Annotated in this window: 17 protein-coding genes and 1 tRNA gene; 2 read left to right on the forward strand and 16 right to left on the reverse strand. The window is 65.4% G+C overall.

The features are described from left to right. Positions 1 to 15: 15 nt before the first annotated feature. From ASD71_RS03520 to ASD71_RS03530, 3 genes are read right to left on the reverse strand one after another with little or no spacing between them, the layout of a single operon-like run. Positions 16 to 969 (reverse strand): tripartite tricarboxylate transporter substrate binding protein, encoded by a 954-nt coding sequence (locus ASD71_RS03520; protein WP_105241026.1) that lies wholly within the window; start codon positions 967 to 969, stop codon positions 16 to 18. Between the two features lie 41 nt (positions 970 to 1,010). Next, positions 1,011 to 1,961, reverse strand: a complete 951-nt coding sequence (locus ASD71_RS03525; RefSeq protein WP_056559910.1) for a LysR family transcriptional regulator — start codon at positions 1,959 to 1,961, stop codon at positions 1,011 to 1,013. 3 nt (positions 1,962 to 1,964) lie between these two features. Then, the gene (locus ASD71_RS03530; RefSeq protein ID WP_235512014.1) at positions 1,965 to 2,918 is read right to left on the reverse strand and encodes a tripartite tricarboxylate transporter substrate binding protein; all 954 of its coding nucleotides are present in this window, start codon (positions 2,916 to 2,918) and stop codon (positions 1,965 to 1,967) included. 181 nt (positions 2,919 to 3,099) lie between these two features. On the opposite strand from ASD71_RS03530, the gene ASD71_RS03535 reads away from it, so the two are divergent. After that, entirely contained in the window at positions 3,100 to 5,424 is a 2,325-nt protein-coding gene (locus ASD71_RS03535) for an acyl-CoA dehydrogenase (protein WP_056559912.1), read from the forward strand. Between the two features lie 9 nt (positions 5,425 to 5,433). Then, positions 5,434 to 6,438: an NADPH:quinone reductase gene (locus tag ASD71_RS03540; RefSeq protein WP_056559914.1), complete on the forward strand. Its 1,005-nt coding sequence runs from the start codon at positions 5,434 to 5,436 to the stop codon at positions 6,436 to 6,438. A gap of 18 nt (positions 6,439 to 6,456) precedes the next feature. Here ASD71_RS03540 and ASD71_RS03545 read toward each other — a convergent pair whose 3' ends face one another. From ASD71_RS03545 to ASD71_RS03605, 13 genes are all read right to left on the reverse strand, one after another. Then, positions 6,457 to 7,425 carry a glycosyltransferase family 9 protein gene (locus tag ASD71_RS03545; RefSeq protein ID WP_056559916.1) on the reverse strand — a complete coding sequence of 323 codons (969 nt, stop codon included), beginning with the start codon at positions 7,423 to 7,425 and terminating at the stop codon, positions 6,457 to 6,459. Between the two features lie 97 nt (positions 7,426 to 7,522). Continuing rightward, a complete protein-coding gene (locus ASD71_RS03550) occupies positions 7,523 to 8,731 on the reverse strand; it encodes a polysaccharide lyase family 1 protein (RefSeq protein ID WP_056559918.1) in 1,209 nt (402 codons plus the stop codon). 20 nt (positions 8,732 to 8,751) lie between these two features. Then, positions 8,752 to 10,665, reverse strand: coding sequence for a tetratricopeptide repeat protein (locus tag ASD71_RS03555; protein WP_056559920.1), 1,914 nt, complete (start codon positions 10,663 to 10,665; stop codon positions 8,752 to 8,754). After that, entirely contained in the window at positions 10,658 to 11,689 is a 1,032-nt protein-coding gene (locus tag ASD71_RS03560) for a sugar ABC transporter (RefSeq protein ID WP_162253562.1), read from the reverse strand. The genes ASD71_RS03555 and ASD71_RS03560 overlap by 8 nt, the downstream gene beginning before the upstream one ends. Positions 11,690 to 11,810: 121 nt before the next feature. Further along, the gene (locus ASD71_RS03565) at positions 11,811 to 12,527 is read right to left on the reverse strand and encodes a hypothetical protein (RefSeq protein ID WP_056559922.1); all 717 of its coding nucleotides are present in this window, start codon (positions 12,525 to 12,527) and stop codon (positions 11,811 to 11,813) included. Between the two features lie 9 nt (positions 12,528 to 12,536). Beyond that, positions 12,537 to 13,874, reverse strand: a complete 1,338-nt coding sequence (locus ASD71_RS03570; protein ID WP_056559924.1) for an ABC transporter permease — start codon at positions 13,872 to 13,874, stop codon at positions 12,537 to 12,539. Between the two features lie 7 nt (positions 13,875 to 13,881). Beyond that, the gene (locus ASD71_RS03575) at positions 13,882 to 15,039 is read right to left on the reverse strand and encodes a polysaccharide biosynthesis/export family protein (protein ID WP_056566372.1); all 1,158 of its coding nucleotides are present in this window, start codon (positions 15,037 to 15,039) and stop codon (positions 13,882 to 13,884) included. 43 nt (positions 15,040 to 15,082) lie between these two features. Further along, entirely contained in the window at positions 15,083 to 17,140 is a 2,058-nt protein-coding gene (locus ASD71_RS03580) for a glycosyltransferase (RefSeq protein WP_056559927.1), read from the reverse strand. Continuing rightward, complete coding sequence (locus ASD71_RS03585; RefSeq protein ID WP_056559928.1) at positions 17,137 to 19,614, reverse strand: hypothetical protein; 2,478 nt, start codon at positions 19,612 to 19,614, stop codon at positions 17,137 to 17,139. Before ASD71_RS03585 ends, ASD71_RS03580 begins: the two co-directional genes overlap by 4 nt. 38 nt (positions 19,615 to 19,652) lie before the next feature. Next, on the reverse strand, positions 19,653 to 20,912 hold the full coding sequence (locus tag ASD71_RS03590; RefSeq protein ID WP_082578769.1) for a nucleotide sugar dehydrogenase: 1,260 nt from the start codon (positions 20,910 to 20,912) through the stop codon (positions 19,653 to 19,655). Positions 20,913 to 21,710: 798 nt separating this feature from the next. Next, positions 21,711 to 21,787 (reverse strand) — tRNA-Pro (locus ASD71_RS03595). A gap of 152 nt (positions 21,788 to 21,939) precedes the next feature. Then, positions 21,940 to 22,905, reverse strand: coding sequence for an octaprenyl diphosphate synthase (ispB, locus tag ASD71_RS03600; protein WP_056559932.1), 966 nt, complete (start codon positions 22,903 to 22,905; stop codon positions 21,940 to 21,942). A gap of 181 nt (positions 22,906 to 23,086) precedes the next feature. Next, positions 23,087 to 24,256: a fumarylacetoacetate hydrolase family protein gene (locus ASD71_RS03605; protein WP_056559934.1), complete on the reverse strand. Its 1,170-nt coding sequence runs from the start codon at positions 24,254 to 24,256 to the stop codon at positions 23,087 to 23,089. Positions 24,257 to 24,375: the final 119 nt, after the last annotated feature.

A 24,375-nucleotide genomic window follows, 5' to 3' on the forward strand; every position in this document is an offset into this window, starting at 1 on the left:
TATGACTCCAACCGGCTATTTCTCGGCAATGCCCGCTTTGTTGATGACGTCGCGCCAACGGGCCTGTTCCTTCTTGAGCAGATCCGCCATTTCCTGCGGCGAGTTGGAAATGGCCAGGATGCCCTGCTCAAGCATCTTTTCCTTGACGCTCGGTTCGGCGATCGTGGCCTGCAGCGCCTCGGCCAACTGCTGCACGATGGCCTCCGGCGTGGCCTTGGGCACCGAGATGTAATTCACGGGCGACGCGTCATAGCCGGGCAGCGTCTTGGAGATCGGCGGCACGCCGGGCAGGATCGGCACTTCGAACGGCGTCGTCACACCCAGCGGAATCAGGCGCTTGTCCTTGATGAAGGCGGTATAGATGCCCACGGTGTCGATCGCGATATCGCCGTTGCCGCCGACCAGATCCTTCACCGCTTCGCCCGTGCCCTTGTACGGCACGTGCTGCAGGCGCACGCCGGCCAGAATCTGCAGCAGCTCGCCATTCAGATGGCTGCTGGCGCCGATACCGGCACTGACGTAATTCAGTTCGCCCGGCCGCTTCTTGGCGAGCGCGATCAGTTCCTCAAGCGAGTTCACGCCCAACTGCTTGTTGACGACCAGCACGCTGGGCGCCAGCGACACCTGCGACACCGGACGCAGATCGTCGGGGTCGTACGGCATGTTCTTCATGAGGAACGGCAGCGTCATCTGCTGGCCCGGCGTGGTGTAGAGCAAGGTGTATCCGTCCGGATCGGCACGCGCCACGGCGGCTGCGCCGATGACACCGCCCGCGCCCGCCTTGTTTTCCACAATGACCGACTGCTTGAGTTTTTTCGAGAGCGTCTCGGCCACGACCCGTGCGGTCAGGTCGGCGCCGCCGCCGGGGGCAAACGGCACCACCAGCTTGATGGGCTTGTCGGGATAGGCTGCCAGCGCGGAACTGGCCACCAGCGCAAGTGCGCAGGCGCGTGTGATGAAGCGGATCAAGGTTTGTCTCCTGTTGGCCGGCCGGGGCGGCTGGCTCGTTGTTATCGGCTCGCGCCCGGAGGCCGGGCGTCAAGCTGGGTCAATGATTCACTGACGATCTCGCGCAGCAGGCCGGTGACCACCTTCACGGCCTGCGTCGGCCGGTCGGTGATCATGAGCGACACGATGCGCAAAACGGAAGGCTGGACGATTTCGGACGCTTGCAACTCGCCTCGTTCGACCTCCGCGGCCACGAAATGCCACGGCAGCAGGGTGTAGCCGGCGCGCCGGACCACCATCTGCTTCTGGATGAAGCCCGAGTCAGCCTCCACCGACACGCTGATGTTCACGTTGTGCCGCCGGCCCATTTCGTCCAGCATCATCCGCACCGAAGACGGCTTGCGCGACAGCACCAGCGGCAGGCCATCGAGCTTGGCGAACGGCACCTCGCGATCCGCGGTGATGCGGTCGCCCGGCGGGCCGATCAGATAGGACGGCAGGCGCAGCAGCACGTCCTCGTCGCTGCCCAGCGCGTCGTGGCTGCGGTACGGCAGGCCGATGTCGATCTCGTGATGCGCAAGCCAGCTCTCGATCTGTCCCGCCGCGCTTTCCACGATCTGCACCTGAATCGCCGAATACTCGCGCTGCAGCCGCAACAAGAGCGGAATGATCAGCGCGTTGCTGAGCGAAGGCAGCGTGCCGATGCGCACCGTGCCCGTCACCTGGCCGTGCGCGGCCGCGACCACGTCGTTCAGTCCGGCGGCGCTTTCCAGCACCTGCTCGATCGCGGGCTGGACCTGCCGGCCCAGTTCGGTCAGGCCCATGCCGCGGCCATTGCGCGTGAACAGATAGCCGCCGCATTGCTTTTCAAGCAGGGACAGGTAGCGGCTGACGGCGGGCTGGCTTACGCCCAGGTCAATGGCAACCTTGGTGATGCTGCCGCTGCGCGCCACCAACGAGAAGATGCGCAGCGCGCGCAGGTCCCACCCTGCGGAATCAGACGGTTTGGCCATGGATCACTGGCCCGAGAGTTTTTCGGCCGCGATGATCTCGCTCCAGCGCGTCACCTCGCTGTCGAAGAACTGCTGGAAAGCCGCCTGATCGCGAAACAGGGCGACGGCGCCCATTTCACGCGCGCGCTGCTGCACGATGGGCTCGCCCACCACCTTGCGCAGCCGCACCTGAAGATCCTTGATCTGGTCCTGCGGCGTGCGGGCCGGCACGAAGATGCCCCACCAGCTGGACGCATGCACGCCGGGCACGCCCAATTCATCCAGCGTGGGCAGGTCCGGCGCCTGTTCCAGACGCTCGGGCGCCGCCACCGCAAGCGCGCGGATGCGGCCAGACTTCACGTGCGGCATCGCCTGCAAGGTGTCGAAGTACGCGTCCACCTGCCCGCCGAGCAGGTCATTGATGGCCGCGGATGTACCCCGATAGCTGACGTGCGTCACGGGCAGGTTGATCTGCCGCGCAAACAGCGCCGCTGCCAGGTTGGGGCTGGATCCGACTCCGGAATTGGCAAACGACAGGCCGCCGGGCGCCTTGCGCGCATGGTCCAGCAGCTGCGGCACGTCCTGCGCCAGATCGGCGCGTACATACAGGACAAGCGGGCTGGTTGCCACCTGGGCCACGGGCACGATGTCACGCGGGTCGTACGGCATGCTTTTGATCATCGCGGGATTGGTCGCCGTGCCGACGCTGCCCAGCAGCACGGTGCGTCCGTCCGCCGTGCTCTTGGCGACATAGGCGGTGCCGATGGCCGCGCCGCCGCCCGGCCGGTTATCCACCAGGACGGGGCTGGCCTGGTCCGCCTGCAGGCGTTCGGCCAGCACCCGTCCGTACAGGTCCGTCACGCCGCCGACCGCATACGGCACGACGATGCGCTCAACGGGCGCTCCAGCCGCCCACGCCGGCGCCGTCACGCCCGCGGCGGTTATGCATGCCGCAATGCACGCCATCAGTACACGCATTTTCCTGTCTCCTCGCCGTTGTGGCTGTCTTGATTTAGGGCCAATTCTAGGAAGGATCCCGCCGTTGCACCCCTGCAGTTTTGTAATAGCAGCTCTCAACAACCCGTTATGAATGCGCCACGGCGCCGCCCCTAGAATTTGCTGCTCCCATTTCAAGCTGTGCCGTCACAGAAGGACCACGATGAACGCACTGGATTCTTTTTCGATTTTTGGCCCTCTGCCGCGGCATGCCGAGTTCATGGAAGCCGCGGCCGGCACGCTGGCGCAGGTTTCGCCGCTGGCAAGGCTGCGCGAGCTGCGCGGCGCAGCGCCGGGCTGGGACGGCGCAACCTGGAAGGCGCTCGCCGAGGCCGGCTGGACCTCGGTCACGGTGCCGGAACATCTGGGCGGATTGGGCCTGGACGCCGAGGTCCTGGGCGCGATTGCCACCGCCGTCGGCGAGTCGCCCCTGCCCGAGCCCTATCTGGGCGCCGGCGCCCTGGCCGCGCTGGTGCTGCCCGCGTTTGCGGACAATGCCCTCGCGCGTGAACTGCTGAACGACGTCGTCAGCGGATCGGCGGTGTTGGGTCTGGCGTGGCAGGAAAACCCCGGCGAACTCATCCCGACCTCGGTGTCGACCTCCGCCAGCATCGAAGGCGACCGCCTTCGTCTGGTGGGGAGCAAACGCTGGGTGTCACCCGTGGGCGCGACGGGCTGGCTGGTTCACGCCCGGCGCGGTGAACTGCCCACGCTCGTCTGGCTGCGACCGGACGATGCAGGCGTGAAGATCGAGACCGAGCTGCGCGCCGACGGTAGCCTGCTGTGCACGCTGCAGCTGGACGTGTTCCTGCCCGCCGGCCGCATCGTCGCGCAAGGCGAGGCCGTTGACCGCATCTGCCAGCAGGCGCTGGAGACGACCCGCCTGCTGCAGAGCAGCGAGCTCTACGGCATTGCCCGCCGCGTGTTCTGCATGACGCTGGACTACCTGAAGACGCGCGTGCAGTTCGGCAAGCCGATCGGCGCCAATCAGGCGCTGCAGCATCGCATGGTGGACGCCTATGTCGGCGTGATGGCGTGCGGCGCCCTGCTGGCCGATAGCTATCGCGAGGTGGCCGACGATCCCACCACCCTAGCGCGCGTGGCCGCGCTGGCCAAATCGCGCATCGCGGAACGCGTCATCGCGCTGTGCCGCGAAGCCGTGCAACTGCACGGCGCCATCGGGTACACCGACGAATACGACATCGGCATCTATCTCAAACGCGCCCTGCATCTGGCAAGCTGGCTCGGCAGCCCGCGCACGCTGCAGGCGCGCTACCTTGCCCTGCGGCCGTCGCGTGGCCACCAAGTTCAGACCGAAGGCCTTGCCGCGTCGGGCGACGATTACGCCGCCATGACGGACGACGGCTTCCGGCTGATGGTGCGCGCGTTCCTGCGTTCGAACTACCCGCAGCACCTGCGCCACGTGCCCCGGCGCCTGCGCCTGCACGAGGTGCGCGACTGGTATCAGACGCTCTCACGCAGCGGCTGGCTGGCGCCCGCCTGGCCGCGCGAACACGGCGGCATGGCGCTGCCGCCCGCCAAGCTGCTGATCTTCTTCGAGGAAATGGAAGGCTGGGGCGCGGCGCGCCTGCCAGACCAGGGCATCATCAACCTGGGTCCCGTGCTGATCCAGCACGGGACGTCTGAACAGAAGGCGCGCTACCTGCCCCGCATCCTGTCCGGCGAAGACATCTGGTGCCAGGGCTATTCCGAGCCCAACGCCGGCTCGGACCTGGCATCCCTGCACACCGAGGCCGTGCGCGACGGCGATCACTTCATCGTCAACGGCCAGAAGATCTGGACCACGCTTGCGCACGACGCGACCCATATCTTCGCGCTGGTGCGCACCGACAAGACCGTCAAGCCGCAGGCCGGGATCAGCTTCCTGCTCATCGACCTGAAGTCGCCCGGCGTCACCATCCGGCCGATCACCAACATCATCGACGAACAGGAGTTCTGCGAAGTCTTCTTCGAAGAGGTGAAGGTGCCGGTCACGAATCTGGTGGGTGAGCTGAACATGGGCTGGACCATCGCTAAGGACCTGCTCGGCTACGAACGCATCTTTGCCGGCAGCCCGCAGCAGTCGCGCCAGGCCCTGCACCACCTGGAGCAGTTGGCCGACAGCCAGTCGCTGTTCGAGTTGCCCGAATTCAGCCAGTCGTACGCGCAGTTGCTGGGCGACGTGCGCGAACTGGAGGCGCTGTATGGCCTTTTCGCCGACATCGTGCGGCGCGGCAGCCTGCTGCCGCCGTCCGTCTCGGGCCTGAAGGTGCTGGCCACCGAAACCTACGTGCGCATCGCCCGCGAGATCGTGCGCTGGGCCGACGAATCGGGCGGCACCTGGACCGGCGTTACGATGAACGACGGCACGTCGCTCCTTCCGCCCGCGCCGTTCCTGCAGTCGCTGGTCACCACGATCTATGGCGGTTCCAACGAGATCCAGCGCAACATCGTGGCCAAGGCCGTGCTGGGCATGCCGAACCGATAAGGAGTCCTCTTGAAAGCCGCCTTCTTTGACACCCCCGGCGCCGCCCGGGACGTGCTGCGCGTCGGGCACATGCCGGTCGAGCCGCCCGGCCCCGGCATGGTCCAGGTCCGCATCGCGGTTTCGGGCGTGAATCCTTCCGACGTCAAAACGCGCGGGGGCTTGGGCGCGCGCGCCAATCCGTGGCCGCGCACGATTCCGCATCAGGACGGCGCGGGGGTCATCGAACAGGTTGGCGCGGGCGTGGACGCGGGCCGGGTTGGCCAACGCGTGTGGCTGTACGAATGCCAGCTTGGACGTCCGCATGGCACTGCCGCGCAATGGGTAACCGTACCCGAAGGCCTGGCGGTGCCCCTGCCCGATGGCGTTTCAATGGAAACTGGCGCGTCGCTGGGCGTGCCGGCGCTGACGGCGTGGTACTGCACGGCGCAGGTCGAGGCAAAACCCGGGCGTTGCGTGCTGGTGCATGGCGCGGTGGGCGCGGTGGGCTTCTATGCCGCGCAGATGGCGCGTCTGCGTGGCGCCGAGGTGCTGGCCAGCGTATCGAATGAAGGCCAGGCCCGCATTGCGCAGGCCGCCGGCATCGAAACCGTGCCCCGCGGCGCCGACCTGCCGGCCGCCGCGCGGCAATGGCTGACGCAGCGGCAACGCGAAGGTTTCGACGCCTTCATCGACCTGGATTTCGCCGGCAACCTGCCCGTCAATCTGCTGCTGGCTGAAAACGGCGCGCAGATCGCGGCCTACGCGTCGGACACCGACCTGCACCCAACTCTGCCCGTGCGCGACCTGATGCGCCGCAACGTGCGCTTGGCCTTTCTGCTGGTGTACACCATGCCGCCGATCTTGAAGCGACAGGCCATCGCGCAGCTCACGCATTGGCTAAAGGATGGCAGCCTGCATCATGCCCAGGTGCATCCCTACGCGCTGCACGATATCGCGCTGGCGCACGAAGCCGTCGAGACGCGCAGACACGTGGGCAAGGTGGCGGTGATTCCTGATGGGGCTCCCCTGGGGTGATTCCGAAGGCGCGACGCGCTAACTGGTGGAAATTCCGCCCCGCAAACGCGGCGCGGGCCCGTTCAGCACCGTCATGCACGCCTCCAGCACGCGCCCCGGGTGAATCGAATTGATCTCTGACTCCCCCGCCTCGGGCACGACGTCGCGTGTGTAGTCCCGCGCCCAGAACCACTCGGGATTCGACTCGTTGAACACGCCCACGTAGGGCACGCAAAGCCCTTGGGCAATGTGGGATGGGCCGCAGTCGTTCGAGACGATCAGGCGGGCGTGCTGCATCAGCGCGACCAGCTCGGCCACGGAACGGGAGCATTCAAGGCGGAAGTCCGGCCGATTCATGTGTTTCAGGCGCTGGCGTTCGGCCGCTTCATCAGGACCGAGGACAAACGTGAAGCTGGCGTTCCCGCCCAGCCGCGCCTGGAGCAGGTCAGCCAGGGCGATGTAATGGTCCACCGACCACCGCTTGAACTGCCCTGAGCCGCCACCCGGAATCAATACGATGTCGGCCGGCTGCACCGTGCCCGCGCAAGGCCGTCCGATCTCGACGAAGCATTGGCGCGCGATGGCTTCGGGGTCGTGTTCCTGCACCGTGGACAGCAGCCGCAAGTTCGCCAGGCCGATGTATTCGCGGGTGTCCTTGATGTGGGAATGCGTCCAGACGCAGTCGCCGAGACGGCGGTTTCTGAAACCCAGGCGCAGCGCAGGCCGGCGCAGCAGGTTGATGAGCGCAAAGCGCTCGCTGGAATGATGCAGCGTCAACGACGCGCTGGCGCGCGGAGGCAGCGCCTTGACCTGATCGCCGAACGCTTCCGCGCGGACAAACTGGTCCACCCAAGGCAGCTGCGTATAGAAGTCCTCCACCTCAAACCGGGAGACGACGCGGACGCGCTTGTCCGGCCACAGTTTCTTGACTTGATACAGCGCCGGGAACGCCACGATCTGGTCGCCATAGCGCGACTTGCTGCGAACGAATACAACGATATCGGACATGGCTCCTCACCTCATGAAATCACGCACGAAATCCTGATTTCTTGCAGAAATGCGCACAATCGGAAAACTCTGAAATCGATGCGCAGGGGGGCTGACCTCAGCCCGGGCAGCCCGCGCCGGTGCGCGTCGCCGGCAGGGGCGTATCGCCCGACGTATTTCCCGCAAACTTGCGAATCTTTTCGGCCAGCTCGGGCGTGGCCTTCTCGTAGCCGTAGCAGTAAGGCGGCGTCGGCGCCGACTCGGGGCGGTAGTCCTTCAGCACCGGCTTGGCATCGCCCAGATACAGGTTGTCCTTCAAGCGCAGGAAGGCCTTGTAGTCGCGGGTGTAGCCGTGGTCCGCCTTGCGCTTTTCATACGCGCCGCGATCCGAGTCGCCGTTGTCCAGCGCGCTGCGCGCGGGCGCGATCGGGATGTAGCGGCAATAGTTGACGTTGATGCCTTCCACCGTGGGGAAGAACTCGGGCTCGACGCACTTGCGCTGCGCGTCGTTGTTGAAGATGTTGCCTTCGACCAGCGCCTTGGCTTCCAGGCTGAAACTCATGCCGTAGAAGTCCCAGTTCTCGAGCAGGTTGTTGAACAGGTGGAAGGTGCCGAACTGCGCGCGCGGATTGCGCTGCACGGTATTGAAGAAATAGTTGTGATGCAGCGTCACGCGCGCAATCGAATCGCGCTCGTAGTTCTGGAACAGATTCTTGGACGTGATGTTGTTCAGCAGCATGACCTTGTTCGAGTTGTGGAACTTCGTCCACGAGATCGTCACGTCGGTCGAGCCGTTCTTCACATTCAGCAGGCGGTCCGACATCCGCGACAGGTCCATGTGGTCGACCCACACGTCGCGGCTGTCGTTGGCCACATTCACGGCCTGCGTAAGCCGCGTGAGCCGCCCGTCGATCGTCAGATGCGTCAGGATGACGTTCTTCGCGCCATACACGCCCAGGCCGTCGTCGATCAGGGCGACCCGCTTGCCGCGGCCGTCGATGGTCGTGTTGGACGGGACGCGCAACTGGGTTTTCAGGACGATCGTCATGTCGGACGCGAAGCGTATCCATGCCGGTCCCTTGCGGGCCTGCGCCAGCGCGGCGCGCAGCGTGCCGGGCCCGGCGTCCTGGTCCGAGGTCACCTCGATGAACTTGCCGCCCAGGCCGCCCGTGGCCTGGGCCCCGTATCCTTCGCGTTGCGCGAGCAAACTGGAGACGAACGGGCAGTGTTCATCGGGCGCCTCGCATTGCCCGCTTGCTGCCGCCGTGCCGCCATACAAACCGGCCAACGTCAGCAGCCACACCATCACTGTCTTTCGTAGTCGCATCGCAACCGCTCCCTAAATCTTCATGCAGACGGATCCGCCGCCGTCACGTGGCGCCAGATGCCGCCACTCAACCGCAGGTTCTCCGGCGGGCCGGCCACGTGCTCGCGCAGCCGTTCGAAGTACGCCTTCTGCCAGCGCTGCGCATACGCGTCCGCGTCCTCGCCCGGATTGGCGGCCGGCAGCATTTCCAGCGTGTAGGCCACCTGCCCGTTTTCCCAGCGCGGCGCGTAGAACACCGACGGCACGCCCATGCGATGCGCCAGATGCGCCGCGAAACCGGAATAGGTGACGTCCTGGCCTTCGAACGTCGTGCGCGGCGCGGCGGGATTTGCCGCGCCGTCGATGGCCAGGCACAGCACGAATCCCGAATTGATCGCGCGCATGCAGGCCTTGGCGACCTGCGCCTCGGTCTGGTCGGCCGTCGAAATCAGCGCCTCGGCGTAACTGCTGCGGGCGATGCTGGGCGCCGACGCCAACCAGCGCGACGGGATGCCAACCAGTTCCAGCGCCATCAGTCCCGCATACATCGGCCCGACGTGCGCGGTGGCGACCACGACACCGCGGCCGGCGGCCAGCAGCGGCGCAAAGAAGCGCTCGCCGGTATCCAGTTCGCCCAGCATCGCCATCGCTTCTTCGACGCGCTCCTCACGGCACTCGAGCCAGTCGAACAGCAGATGGTCGATCAGGTGGCCCCAGCGCGCGCGGCGTTCCCACGTCGCACGGTCGATGTCCTTGTCGCCGCGCATCGACCAGGCCCAGTCCAGCCGCGCCTGCGGAATCGGCGCGGTGTCGAGCTGTTCTTCCATGCGCGCCAGCGCTTCCTGGAAGGTCTCCGGCAGCCGTGCGCCGCGCTTGGCGACGTATTGCTCGAACAGGGCCTCGGCCTCATCCTTGCGGCCCGCTTGCGACAGCGCACCAATGGCCGACCGCTGCCACAGCAGGTTGTCGGGCGACTTTTTCAGCAGGAACATCATCTGCTCGGCCGCCGCGTCGTACTGCAAGGTGTAGCGCAGCGCGCGGGCATACAAGCCCCGCGTCTGTTCAAGATCGGGCGCCAGTTCGATGGCGCGCGCCAACGGCGCCACGGAATCCTTGTAGCGCCCGGCGCGCAGCAGGGTTTCGCCGTGCAGCGTCAGCAGCCGCACATCGTCGGGTGCGGCCTGCAGGCCGGCTTCGAAGTGCGCCAGCGCATGGGTCTTGCGATCGGCTTCGGTGCCGCGCCGCAGATGCGCCAGGCCCAGCGACGATCGCAGCGCCGCGCAATCCTGGCCAGCGCTCAGTGCGCCGTCGCCAAGACGGATTGCCGCCGCGGTGCGGCCGTCGGCCAGCAACGCACGCACGGCCATCGTCGCCACCCGTTCATTGGGCAGCTTGTCCGGATCCAGCGAGGCCGCGATGCCCGACGCGTCGGCAACGTCTCCATTGCGCACGAATGCCATCATCCACGCGTAAGCGTCTTCGGGCGCGCTCTGCGCCAGCGGTAGGGTCGTGCGGGCGACTTCCGCCGCCTCGGGCACGCGCCCCGCCTGCACGCGCATCTGGATGCGCGCGGCATGCAGCGACGCATTGCCTGGCTCGATGCCGGCGGCGGCATCAGCTTCGGCGATCGCCCTGTCCCACTGTTCCAGACGGCTGAGCAGACTGGCGAGCAGGCGCCTGTCGTCCACCCGCGCGGGATACACGGCGACAAGCGTCTCCAGCGCCGCGATGGCGCTGGCCAGCTTGCCCTCTTTCACGTCGGGCGAGACCAGCAGCCGCCGGACGTCGCGCCAGCCGTCCTTGGCCTGGCGCAGCGCCGGTTCCAGCGCGGCCATGTCGCGCGCCGGGTCTGCCGACGCGCGGATCTGTCCGATGACATCACGCAGGCGCGCCGTAGCGTCCTGCGGTTCGGCGCCGGCTACAGGCACGCGGTTCTCGATAGCCGTATCAACCATGACGCAGCCCCCTCAACAAAGCCATCGCGACGCGTGCGATGAACATGAGCACAAATCCCAGTGCCAGCGCCTGCAACAGCAAGATGCCGGTGCGCGGGCTGCTGGGCCGGTCCGTCGGCACCGGCTGCGCGATGATCGACAGATACCGCTGCAGGCGCAGCGCGTCCGTCATCGCCTGCTGGTACGACTGCTGCGCCAACGTCAGGTTGGAATCCGCAAACACCTGGGCATTGCGCAGCGCCTCGTATTCCTTCAGTTGCTTGGCTTCCGTGTTGCCGTCGCCGCTCAGGCGCTGACGCACGGACGCCAACCGCTTTTTCAGAGCCGCCACCTGCATCTGCGCGGGCTTGAGCATGAAATGGTCCTTGTTCTCCAGCGCCCGGATCTTGTCCAGATTGATCTGCGCGGTGCTCAGCTCGCCTTCAAGCTGGCTGGACAGGTTCAACAGCATCGACACGGTCGCGCTGGGATCGATGTTGCCGTGCTTGGTGCGCCACGTCGTCAGCGCGTCGCGCGCCGCCAGCGCCTTCTCCTCGGCAAACTTGACCGACTCCTCGCTCACCTTCAGCTTGTCGGCCACGCCCTTCTCGTTCATCGAACTGACAAATTCCTCGGCCAGACCGATCAGCTCCTTGGACAGCGTGGCCGCGTCCGCCGACGAAAACGCGCTGACCCGCAGCACGTCGATCTGTTCCAGCGCGTTGAACGACACGTGCACCGACGCCTGATAGGCGCGATACAGATCGTCTTCGCTGGAGTCCTCGGCCAGGCGGTTGAACGGGTCCAACCCTTCGTTCATCAGGTAGCGGCGCAGGCCGACCTTGCGGTCAAGTTGCTGCATGCTGTCGCGCGACTTCAGAAAATCGGCGACCGCCCACCCGTCGACGAACCCGCCCAGCATGCCGCCGGAGTTGCCCGTGGTGAGCAGGCTGGCCGCCGCGCCGGCGCCGCCACCCTGGTTGGACGCCGACTGGACGAAGAACCGCGATTCGGCTTCATAGCGCGGCGTGGCGACGATCGACAGGTAGACCACCGCCAGCGCCACCGGCACCAGCACGATCAACGCGTTGATCCAGCGGTGGCGGCGGCGTTCGCGCAGCGCCGACTGCCGCTCGCGGCGGCGGCGTTCGATCTCGGAGCCACCGTCAGAACCCGAGCTGGCCTTCGTCGAAGCCGCCTCCGAGGACGTCGTCGCCTGTGCCGGAGTCGCTCCGTGATCGTCGCGGGGGATACCTGCGGAGGCACTGGTCGAGGTCGTCGTCGATGCTGAGCGCGCTTCGTTCATAGATCAAGCCTTTGAAGCAATAGTCCGCCAACTGATTCTGGCGATAACTGGAAAAAATGAGTGTCCGGCCAACCAGCCGCTCTTCGAAGAGCGCCAGCCAGAGCCGGGTGAAACGGCAGGGCTCGAAGGGGATGCTCCCTTCGATCACGTAGACATCGAACGCGGGCGCCAGCGCCAGCGCGAACGAAAACTCCTGCCGCACATAGAGCGGCCAATGCTCCATGGGCTTGGCCAGCATCTTGGGATCGCTGATCAGGTCCGCGACCAGTTCGTATGTGGCATCGGGGTCGATCTCGTACATTTCGCTGACGAAGTCGATCATGGAGAGGCCGCTGGCCTTGCCGCGGATGAAACCCTGCCGGCCGATCGCCCAGGAGACATTGCCGTCGTGCTTGACGAAGCCCTGCCGCGGCGGACGCAGACAGCACAGCACGTCCACCAGCTGGCGATGCATCTCCGGCGCGGGCGACAGCAAGGCGTAGCGCCCGGCCGGAATGTCGAGCGTGGCGTTGGCCAGCAGCGGCTGCCTGCTGCCGAAGGAATAGGGTTCGTCGGTTACGCCATTGAGATGGATCATTTTTCTCCCTCACATTGGCTGAACATTGGGACGGGCCAGACGCTCTGCCACCAGCGCGATCACCATCATGAACACCAGCGAGGTCAGGAAGTAACCCAGGCTGGCATCGTGCGATTCGTACGCGTGGAAATACGCCGAACGCAGCAACTGCATGCCGTGCGCCAGTGGCGACCACAGCATCCACGGCCGCAATTGCTCGGGAAACTGCTCCGATACGAAGAACACCGCCGCGAAGATCTGCAGGAAGCGTTCGATGATCGGCGCCAGCCGCAGAAAGAAATGCCAGTAGGTCGCAATCGACCCGAACAGCACGCCCATCGCCGCGCCCGCCACGCCCATCAGCACCACAAAAAGAATGAAGCCCGCCCAACTCTTGGGCAGCGTGATGAGTCCGATCGCGTGGCCCGCCGTGATCAGCACCGCAAACACCACCACGTACACCGCGACGTAAATCATGGCCTGCACCAGCGCGCACATCAGCGGCGTGACGCCCTGGAAATTCAGCAAGCCGCGCGCCGAGACATATGCCGTACTGCTGCGGAACGCGATCTGGCGGAACATGATCCAGGTCGTGGCGCCCAACAGTGAGAACGTCTGCACGTCCATCCCCAGGATGTAGTGCGTGCCCATCAGGATGTACAGCGACGAAATCAGCGTCAGCAGCACCACCGGACCGACCAGCGCCCACACCAGCGCGATGCGGCTTTCGCCGTGCATCACGCGCAGCTGATAGATGAACATCGCCATCAGCGTGCGGCCGATCGGCCGATGGCCGGCCGTGTCCTGAGTATGTCCCTCATGCAGGGAACGCAGCCGGTCGCGCAGGATGGCGAGGTCGCCCGCTTCGGTCTGCGCAACCTCGATCTCCAGCGCGATGTCGTTGCGCGACGCATGGCGACGCGCTTCGCGCGCCTCGTCCTGCTTGCGCCGCTCCACGCGGCGCGCATGCGCGGCGGCCAGCCGCTCGTCCTCGGCCACCAGCTTGGCCGGCATGTAGCCCGGCGCAAACACCTCCACGCCCGCGCGGATGTCCTGCTCCAGCAGGCGCACGATGATGCGCAGGCGCCGCCGGGAGAAATCCGCCAGGGTCTCATCGACTTCGCTGCGCGCGATCTCGGCATCCAGCTCCGCCTGCACGGCCTCGTACACCGCGCGCCGGGCCGCCACGGAGTCGTGCGGCTCGCCCTGCAGGCGGGCCAGCAGCGGCTTGAACAGCACGCCCGGCGGGGCCTTGGCCTCGAACAGCGCGGCCGGGTCCAGCCGCCAGTTGGCGACTCCGGACCCTACCGCGTAGCTGTTTTCCTTGCGGCGCGAGCGCCAGCCCTTTATCCGATCCTCGTTACTCATGGACGCGTTATTGGGCCACGCCGGTCGAACCGCCGCCCGAATCGCTGTCGATGGCTCGCGTGGCGCTGAAGCCGGCGCTCATCGTGACGCGGAAGGCCGACAGCACCTTCTGCACCTGCGTGAATGGCGCATCCGAGATATAGATGGCCTGTCCTTCATGCACCGTGAACTCGCGCGCCAGCGCCACCTGCTCCGGCCGCGTGAGGTCGAACTGGTACACGACGGGCAGCAAGTCCGGCTTGCCTTCGGCCCCGGCCCTTGCAGGCGTGAACAGGAACACCGACCGCGGATCGGCCAGCTTGTCGTCCAGACCGCGCGAATCCGCCAGCGCGTCCAGCACGCTGTAGTTGCGCTTGCTGATTTCCACCCGGCCCTGCTGGCCGGCCGCGCCCAGCACGGTCAGGAATTCCTTGGCGTCGTAGGCGGTGATCACATCGCCCGAGCGCAGCAGGATGTCGTTATTCTGGTTGCGGTAGATATCCGCCAGCCGCACCGAGGCCACCTGGTTTTCGCGGCGCAGGCTGATGATGAGCTGCTCGGGATTCGTCTGCACCGGCGCGGCCTGCGCTAGCGCGCTGCTCAGGCGCTGGGCGGTCTGCGTGATGGGATACATGCCGGGTTTGGTCAGGTTGCCCTGCACCGTCACCATCTGCCCGCGCGCGTCGGCCGCGCGCGTGACGCTGACGTCGGCGCCCACCACCAGCTTGCTCAGGCGCGCCACGATGGCGTCATGCAACTGCCCCAGCGTCCGGCCCTCGGCCTGGAACTTGCCGATGATGGGGAACGTGACATTGCCGGAACGGTCGATCTCCTGGTTGCCCAGGTCGCTGACGCCCGACGGGTCCGGGGCGAACACGCCCAGCCCGCCGCGCTCCCAGACGCGCACGTTGATGCCGTCGCCCGGCACCAGCTTGTCGAATCCCGCCTGCGTCAGATCGCGATAGCGCACGGGAAAGTCCGCCACGTCGGGCACCCGGCTCTTTTGCGCGAGTTCGCGCGACACGGGCATCACGATGACATCCTTGTCATCGTGAGCCCCGGTCATTTCGCTGAGCATCGGGCCGGACCGTGGGAGCTGGCAACCCGTGAGTGTCAGCGCTGCCAAGAGCAGCATGGCAAGCGTCGCGTGGCGTCGCGCGCCCAGGGCCGGGACGTTCATTTGCATAAGATCCTTCAGCTTCAGCACTTTAAAAAAGAGCAACTGCCCGTCACGCCTGCATCAGGCGCTTGGGCGCAACATCGATGCGCTCGTCGTTCTCGGACTCGGTCATGGCGGGCATGCAGATGCTCATGAACTTCGTGAGCATCGCGTCCAGCGAAAACAGCTTCTGCGCCCGCTGGCGGCTATTTGTCCGCATGTCCGCATTGCTGCGCACCTGGTCCACCATGTTCAGGACCTTCTCGCATGCCTCGTGCATGTCGGGATGATCCACGCAGTTGAGCAGGTGGCCCGTCTCGTCCTCGACAAAGCACTCTTCCGCGCCGCCGGCCGGCGTGGAAATCACCGGCACGCCGAGCAACTGCGCCTCGATCAGCACATTCGGCAGGCCTTCGTAGCGTGACAGCAGCACGCTGGCGTCCATCTTCGAATACCAGAAGCCCACGTGATTCGACAGCCCCACCAGCAACAGGCGCTCCAGCACGTCGTGCTCCAGCGCCAGCGCCTCGATGTTTTCGCGCAGGCGTCCGTCGCCCACAAGGAAAAAGCGCGCCTGCGGCCGCTCTTTCAGGTAAAGCGCCGCCAACTTGATGAAGAGCTGCGGACGCTTGTCCGGCTCCAGGCGGAACACGCCGCCGATCGTTTCCGTGGCGTCCTTGGTGCGCTCGTGGAAGGCTTCCCACTTTGCCTTGTCGGCGTCCGATGCATCGGTCGCCAGATCCGGCACGCCGTTGTACAGGATGTGGAATCGCGCAAGCGGCAGGTCCAGCCACTCGGCATACGCTTCCGCGGCCTTGCGGCTGTTGCTGACGAACACCACGCCCGGCACCAGGGCCAGCGCTTGAAACAGCTCGGGATACTCTTCGCGGAAGCGGTCCTTGCGGATGTTCGGCGGCAGGCCGCGGAACACCAGGTGGATCGTCGGCGTGCCGGCCAACAGCGCCGCGAGGGCGCCAAAGAGGCACGTGCCGTCCTGCCACAGGCTCACCACGTCGAACCGGTTGGCGCGCAGCACCGGCGCCAGACGCGTCACGCCGTAGTGCACGGGCGGGGGCAGTTGTTCCAGCAGGCGGCCCAGATTGCCTTCGGGCACCGACTGGTGCGCCACCGAGATCGCCGGCAGGCGGTTGATCTCCGTGACCGGAATCTGCGCCTTGATGAGCACCGGCAGGAAGAAATCGTCCTGCTTCTTGGGCGACCCGGACGGTTCGGTGTGCTGCTTGACCAGCACCTCGACCTTCTTGGGCCGCATCAGGATGTCCGGCGGCTGCTGGTCCGGCGACGCGGCCAGACGGGTCAGCTCGCCCGCCAGGCGGGTCAGCTGGCGCTCGGCGCCGCCCGGTCCCAGGCTGCCAGTGACCAGCGCCACCGACACCGGCTTTTCCGGGGTGTTTTCAGCGATCTTGCGGTTGCGGAAATGCAGGATCGCGTGCTTCATCGACACGATGCGCACGTCCTTGCCCGCCAGCGATTCTTCGGATTCGAAGCGCTGGTAGAACGCGAAGTCGCTGGCCAGCCCCTCGGCCAGTTCGGCCGCCTTGCTGCCGGGCGTCAGATGCTTGGCCACGGGCGCGATCGCGTCCCATGCGTCGGCCAGCAAGCCGCGCTTGCGCAGGCGCTTGGCAAACTCCACGCGCATGTTGCGATCCGTGTGCTGCGAGATCAGACGCCGGAACAGCGCGTCGGACTGCTCGTGCGCGCGGATGTCGCTCAGCAGCTTTGCCCGCGAGAACAGGCGGTCCGGATTGGTCGTCTCGGCCGGCAGGTGACGGTCGACCAGCGCCATGGCTTCGTCCAGGTGCCGTTCCTTCACCAGCCGCGTCGCGCAATAGCGCACGATCTGCAGGTCATCCGGGCATTCCTCGAGCAGGGTCGCCCACTGCTCGGCCATGCCCTCGTTCAGGCCCGCCGACTCCTGCAGGCGAAGCAGCAGGAAGCGAACCTTCGAGTCCTCCATGTAATCGCGGCCAAGCGCCTTGGCGCGTGCCAGGTTTTCCTGAGCGACTTGAACCCGCCCCGATGCCGCAACGATTTCCTCCAACTGCGCTTGAACTTGCTGAAGATCGGACTTGGCGTCCACTCGCTCGGTTATCAGAGGTGGATTCATGCTGCCTTTCTCCGGTTGATCTTCTCGATCCAAACAAGGCAGCGCTCGATGTAGTGGTCATACTGCGCCGGGTTCTCGGAACGTTCCTGCAACTGCTTCCAGTACGGCAGGGCCTGTTCGAAGCGGTGCAGACGCATGGCGCCGACCGCGGCCAGGCGCAGGCCGATGGGATCGTCAGGCACCAGCGACACGATGCGTTCGCCCAGCGCCAGGCGCTCGGTGGTGCTGGACGGTTCCAGGGCGCGCGCTTCGGCGTACAGGTAGGCCAGGATGCGGCGTTTCTCGTGGTCCACTTCCGGCATGCCGGGCCACGACTGCGCGACGCGATCCAGCAGCTTCCACGCGGCCTGATGGTCGCCGTTCGACAGGATCTCGCGGGCGCCGCGGATGGCGCGCGGGCCGAGCCTGCCGAGCTGACGTTCGGCTTCGTCCTTGGCGCTTTGATCGGCGCCCGAGTGGCCAAGCACGTCCTTGTACGCGTCGATCGCTTCACCGAACCAGCCGCCATTGAAGGCCACGCGGGCATAGTGCAGCTTGGCGCTGAACGGGGCGGCATCGCCGGCGGCGGCCACTTCCAGGTGGCGCATCGCCGTCTTCTTGTCGCCCAGCGCATCCGCCGCACGGCCACGCATGGCGTGCAGTTCGGGGAAGTCCACGTTGGTGTCGATGGCCAGATTGGTCAGGTCGATCACTTCCTTATGGTTGCCGGCCACCAGCGCGGCCCGCACGCCCAGGCGCATGGCACGTTCGAAGGCGCGCTGCGCACGGGCGCCAGCCAGCGCGTCGGGGTTCAGCAGACGATGCGCGCAGATGCGTTCGGCGGCGTCGCGCAGGCGTCCTTCCTCCAGCGCGCGGTTGCCTTCTTCGGCCCACGTCGCGGACTGCGATTGCAGCCATGCGCTGATATCTTCGTGCTCGCTCTTGGCCAGGCCGCACGAGGCCGCCAGCGTCGCCGCAGCCATGATGCAACCGCGCCACGAGGCTTCCTTGACCAGTTCCAGCGCGTCGCCCTCTTCCAGCTTGGGCTGTTCGCCGGCCAGATCGCGCAGCGCTTCGCGGTCGCCTGCCAGCAGGCGGTCGCGCCACAGCACCGCGAAACCGCGGCCGTAGCTCGGGATCGCCGCGCGCACTTCATGCACCCAGCGAATCGCCGATTCCATGTCGCCGCCCGTCTGCAGCAGCGACAGCACCGTGTCGGCCGCTTCCAGCGCCATCGCGTCGGTCGGCTCCGAGATACGGAACAGCTGCTTCCAGTTGCCCAGGCTTTCGTCCACATAGCCCAGGTGGCCCGCCGACACCGCCGCGATGCGGACGATTTCCGGCGTCTCGATTTCGTCGCCCAGGAGGCCGGCGGCCAGCGAGTACGCCACGTCGTAGCGGCCCAGCTTGAACTGGTTGCGCATCAGGATCTGCTCGGCCTTGCTGCCCGAGGACAGCGCATCGGCGCTGCCCAGGAGGGCCAGCGAGCCTTCGTAGTCGCCCAGTTCTTCCTGGATGCGCGCGAAGAGCACCACGTGATCCGGCAGGCTGGGGTAGCGGCGCAGCACATCGCGCACGCGGCGCGAAGCTTCGCGCAGCTCGCCCGAATCCCACAGCTTCTCGATGCGTTCGACGCTTTCTTCCGCGCCCAGCTTGGGCACCGAGACTTGCGGGGTCGAGGAGCTCATGCGCGGACGGATGAAGTTCTTGAACCAGTCGGTGTACAGGCGCTCGGCGAAGGCCGGCGTGTAGTGGGTCAGGTCCAGCCCGCCGTCTTCCATGGCTTCGGCCTGGCCCAGCTTGTTCATCAGCGGCGTCGGGTCGTAGCACGGCACACCGATGCGTTGCGCGGCGGCGGCAATGGCGGCGATCAGCTGCTGACGCTGTTCGATGGGCACGTTATCCGGCGTGTGGGCGTTGACGTGGGTGACGAACACGACCTTGTCGCGGCCCAGCAGCTCGACGAGCTGGCGCATCTCCTGCTCGATCTCCTCGTCCGTCTGGTCGCGCTTGACGACGCGGGCGAGCAGGTCGCGGTCTTCAGTGTTCAGGCTCTTGAAGACCGGGTCCTGGTCGAGCTGCGCGCGGCGCTCGGCCAGGCGGTCAACGGCGGCCATCGACCAGAACGCGCGGGTACGGGCGCGGTCGGCAAAGAACTCGCTGAAATAGCGGACCAGGTAATTCGATTGGATGGGATGGCCGTCGATCGTCAGCAGCTTGCGCGAGGAAAGCTCGACCATGTACAGGTCGGCCGGCTTGTGCGTGCCGCGGCGAGCCTGCTCGCCATTGGACGGACGGAAGATCAGGCGCTGCACGTCAGCCGGGATGTCGCTTTGGCTGAACATGAAACGCGCCTGCTGGAGCGCTTCGGCGGCCGTGTGCACGAATCCGTAATTGCGGCCGAGCTGAAGCTTGATCGGGTAGCGGCCCACGGCATCGCGCAGCGGCGTATGGATGCGGCAGGTTCCGATCGGAGCGATGGTAAATGCGGTCATTCAGGGTCTCTCCTGTATTGATGGATTACGAGCCTGAACTAGAGAGTCCAGTACAAAAGGTCGGCCGGGAGCCGTTTGGCATCCAGGACGGACTTCAAGTCGCAGACCATGCCGCCGTTCTTGACGAGCTGAGGCAGGTCTTCCCAAAGGGTTTCCATGGTTTCGCGGTGCGGCACCGCCAGGATCAGGACGTCCATGTCGCGGAAGTCTCCGCGGTCGGCGAGCTTGATCCCGTACTCGTGCTCCATCTGCTCCGGATCGACCATCGGATCGCACGCGACCGGGGTGATGCCGTACTGGCCCAGCGCGTGGTACAGATCGACGATCTTCGAGTTGCGGATGTCGGGCACGTTTTCCTTGAACGTCATGCCCAGGATGCCGACGCGGGTAGACGCATTCAGGCGGCCGCTGCGCGCAAGCTGCTGCACCAGACGCGAGGCGACGTGCGCGGCCATGCCGTCATTGATGCGGCGGCCGGACAGGATGACTTCGGGGTGATAGCCCAGTTCCTGGGCCTTGGACGTGAGGTAGTACGGATCGACGCCGATGCAGTGGCCGCCCACCAGTCCGGGCGTGAACTTCAGGAAGTTCCACTTGGTGCCGGCGGCCGCCAGGACCTCCGAGGTGCGGATGCCGACCAGATCGCAGATCTTGGACATCTCGTTCATGAGCGCGATGTTGATGTCGCGCTGCGTGTTCTCGAGCACCTTGGCCGCTTCGGCCACCTTGATCGAGGAGGCGCGGTGCACGCCTGCGTCGATGATCTGCTCGTACACGCCGGCAATCACTTCCAGCGATTGCTCGTCCTGGCCGGACACGATCTTGACGATCTTCTCCAGCGGATGCTCCCGGTCGCCCGGGTTGATGCGCTCGGGGCTGTAACCCAGCTTGAAGTCGACGCCAGCGCGTAGACCGGAAGCCTTCTCAAGCTCGGGGCCGCAGATTTCCTCGGTGGCGCCGGGGTGAACGGTCGATTCGAAGACCACGATGCAGCCCGGGCGCAGCACGGGGCCGATGGCCTGGCACGCCCGCACCAGCAAAGAGAAGTCGGGGTTGTTTTTCTCGTCGACCGGCGTCGGGACGGCCACCACGAAAAAGTCGCAGCCTTCCAGTTCCGACAACTGGTCGGTGAACTGCATGGGGGAGGCAATCAATACGTCGCGTTCGATCTCGCCGGTCCAGTCATCACCCTCTTTCAGCCGTGCGATTCTTCGCTTGTCCACGTCAAAACCGATGACATCAAAGCGCCTGGAAAATGCCACTGCCACGGGCAGGCCGACATATCCAAGGCCACACACTGCGATTCTCTTTACCACGGGGGACCTCACTGTTTTCGTCGTGTCGCAGACACTAGAAATCGACGCCCCGAAGCGAGTACGTCGACATGAAATCGAAATACCCTTGCCGTATAGGGGCGGACGTATAGCTAAAAATGAATTTGGCTCGGTATCCGGTTAACTATCCGGGTAGCGAGCCTGGGCATCGTAGAGGGGTCGCGCAGCAAACTTTTTGCTAAATATTTTTATTGCTGCGGAAATAAATCAGGACAACCCGTAATAAACCCGGGAAATCCCTAGAAAAATTACATTCATTACACAAACCGCAACATGCGACAGATGTGCAATGTAATCAAATATGAAAAGACGTTTTTCTTGGTCTGATTTAACCAAATTGAAAAGTCATTATCCAGATCGGTAGCTTATTTAGTTATTGCGTAAGGCAATATAAAAAACTGCACCATCCTGGATCACCGCTTCCCATTATCCGCACGAAACAGCCCGGATTTTCATTGCCCGGTAATAAATGACCGGGTCGCGGACAATCTAGCGGGCGATGTGGGAGGTCACGCTATATGAGGTGTCTGACACCCAGGTGAAATGACCTCAGGCTGGACGCAATGCCTCAAGGGTGTCAGACACCGGCCGAAATGACCTCAAGCTAGACGCAATGCCTCAAGGGTGTCAGACACCGGCCGCTGAGCAATAGTTTTTGCATTCAGCCGCGCAAATGCAAAAAAGCCGGCAGCGCTTGCGCGATACCGGCTTTCAGCCAAAAGGTGTCGGGAAACACCTTCTTGAATTCTCGACCACATGAAGTGGTCGGGGCGAGAGGATTCGAACCTCCGACTCCTGCGTCCCGAACGCAGTACTCTACCAGGCTGAGCTACGCCCCGATCTTGACTACTCATTTAGCGGTGCTCAGACCCGCTAAACGTTCACTGCACTTTCTTTACTGCACTTGCTTCACTGCTTTTTCACCTAGGCCATCTGACTGCTCAGATCGTTTCGGTGAACCTCGCCTGTGAATTTTTACCGCCGTTTTTTGCTAGCGATCTCTATTCACCGCGAAAGCGCAGAATTCTAACAGAGAATTTTGAAAAGGGGAAATGGGGTAGATCGAAAGGGCTTCGCGGGCCAGTTCGGCCTCGGCCACGGCGGCCAGGCGGGCGTGCTCCAGCGCGTCCGTGGCCTGGATGGCGGCGGCCACGGCGGCAAAGTCGGCGTCGCCCGTCTTGATGGCGTCGCGGATCAGTTGCTGCTGTTCGGGCGTGCCCACTTCCATGACACGGATCAGCGGCAGCGTGGGCTTGCCTTCGCGCAGATCGTCGCCGACGTTCTTGCCCAGCGCGGCGGCGTCGCCGCTGTAGTCCAGGACATCGTCGACCAGCTGGAACGCGGTGCCCACATGGCGGCCATAGGCGGCCGCGGCGGCCTCCTGCTCGGGCGTGGCGCCCGCCAGCACGGCGCCCACCTGGGCGGCGGCTTCGAACAGCTTGGCGGTCTTGTAGCGCACCACTTGCAAGTAGCGCTCTTGCGAGACGTCCGGGTCATGCACGTTCAGCAGTTGCAGCACCTCGCCCTCGGCGATCACGGTGGTTGCTTCGGACAGGATGCTCATGATGCGCATCGAGTCGGCCTCGACCATCATCTCGAACGAGCGCGAGTACAGGTAGTCGCCCACCAGCACGCTGGCCGCATTGCCGAACACGGCGTTGGCGGTCTCGCGGCCGCGGCGCAGATCTGATTCGTCCACCACGTCGTCGTGCAGCAGCGTGGCCGTGTGGATGAATTCCACCACGGCGGCCAGCAGTTGGTGATGGGTGCCTTCGTAGCCCAGGGCGCGCGCCACCATCAGCACCATGGCCGGGCGCATGCGCTTGCCGCCCGCCCCAATGATGTAGTCGCCGATCGTGCGGATCAGAACCACATCGGAATTCAGCCGCTCGCGGATAACCGCATCGACGGCTTTCATATCGTCAGCTATGGGGGCAATGAGCGCGGGGAGATTCAAGACGTATCCGACAAGTGTGAAGCGAGCCGCGTGACGGCTCTTACCGCTGGGCCCGCCAGCGGTCGGCGGGGGATTCGACCACGGATTATACGGGGAGTGCGCGGGAAATCCGGGCACGCATGCCGCAAGCGGCAGAGCCCGGCGCCACGGGCCCTGCCCCAGGTCGGATCCGCCGGCAGGCTCAGCGCCCGTACGGCAGCAGACCTCGCGCGGCCAGGTTGGCGTAAAGCGCGCGCACGCCAAAGGTCCAGGGCGGGATTTCGGTGGCCAACTGCACCTCGTTGACCAGCGCACCCAGGCGCTCCGAGGCAATGACGACCCGGTCGCCCGTCACGTGCGTGAAGCCCGAGCCCGGCCCCTTGCGATCCTTCGACGGCGAGAACATGGTGCCCAGGAACAGCATGAAGCCGTCGGGATACTGGTGGTGCGCGCCGAAGGTCTGGCGAACCAGATCCAGCGGGTCGCGGCTGATTTCGCGCATGTGACTGACGCCGTCCAGTTCGAAGCCGTCGGGGCCTTCGATGCGCAGCGAGACGTCGGCGTTGCGTACGCTGTCCAGCGTGAAGCCGCCGTCGAACAGCCGGATGAACGGACCGATGGCGCAGGAACCGTTGTTGTCCTTGGCCTTGGTCAGGAGCAACGCGCTGCGGCCTTCGATGTCGCGCAGGTTCACGTCGTTGCCCAGCGTGGCGCCAACCACCTCGCCCCGGCTGTCGACAGCCAGCACGATTTCCGGCTCGGGGTTGTTCCACTGCGATTCCGGCAGCACGCCGATCCGCGCCCCAAATCCCACGGACGCCATGGGCGGCGTCTTGGAGAAGACCTCGGCATCGGGACCGATCCCCACTTCCAGATACTGCGACCACTGGCCGCGCTCGACCATTTCGGCTTTCAGGCGGACGGCTTCGGGCGATCCCGGACGCAGCCGGGACAGATCGGAGCCGATCAGCGCCTGCATGCGCACGCGGATTTCCTCCGCGCGGCCGGCGTCGCCGCCCGCCTCTTCCTCGATCAGGCGTTCCAGCAGGCTGATGGCAAAGGTGACGCCCGCCGCCTTCACGGGCTGCAGATCGCACGGCGCCAGCAGGCGCGGCCCGTCCGCGCCTTGCAGCGTGGCAGCCATGAGGGCATGCGCGTCGCCCAGGGACTCGCCCTTGGCCTCGCGCGCCAACGAAACGCGGTCGGGATGGTCCAGCAGATCGGACACCGTCGGCACCGTGGCGGTGATGTCGATCACCTCACCCGCGCGGACAACGACCACGCTGGGTCCGCCGGCAGGATCGGGGCGCCACACGCGGCCCACGAGCAGGGCGTCGGGCAGGTCGGCAGGCAGCAGGTTGTTGTCGTTCATGGCGTCTCCTCGCTTGTGCCCGGTCAGTGGCGGGCGCGTGATTGTTTTGTGCCGGGCATGGCGAGACCAGTCTAGGAGACTTCATTTATCATGTCCAACATATTGCTTTTCAGTCCAAC

It is taken from the genome of Achromobacter sp. Root565 (genome assembly GCF_001427425.1).
Classification (GTDB): domain Bacteria; phylum Pseudomonadota; class Gammaproteobacteria; order Burkholderiales; family Burkholderiaceae_B; genus Achromobacter; species Achromobacter spanius_D.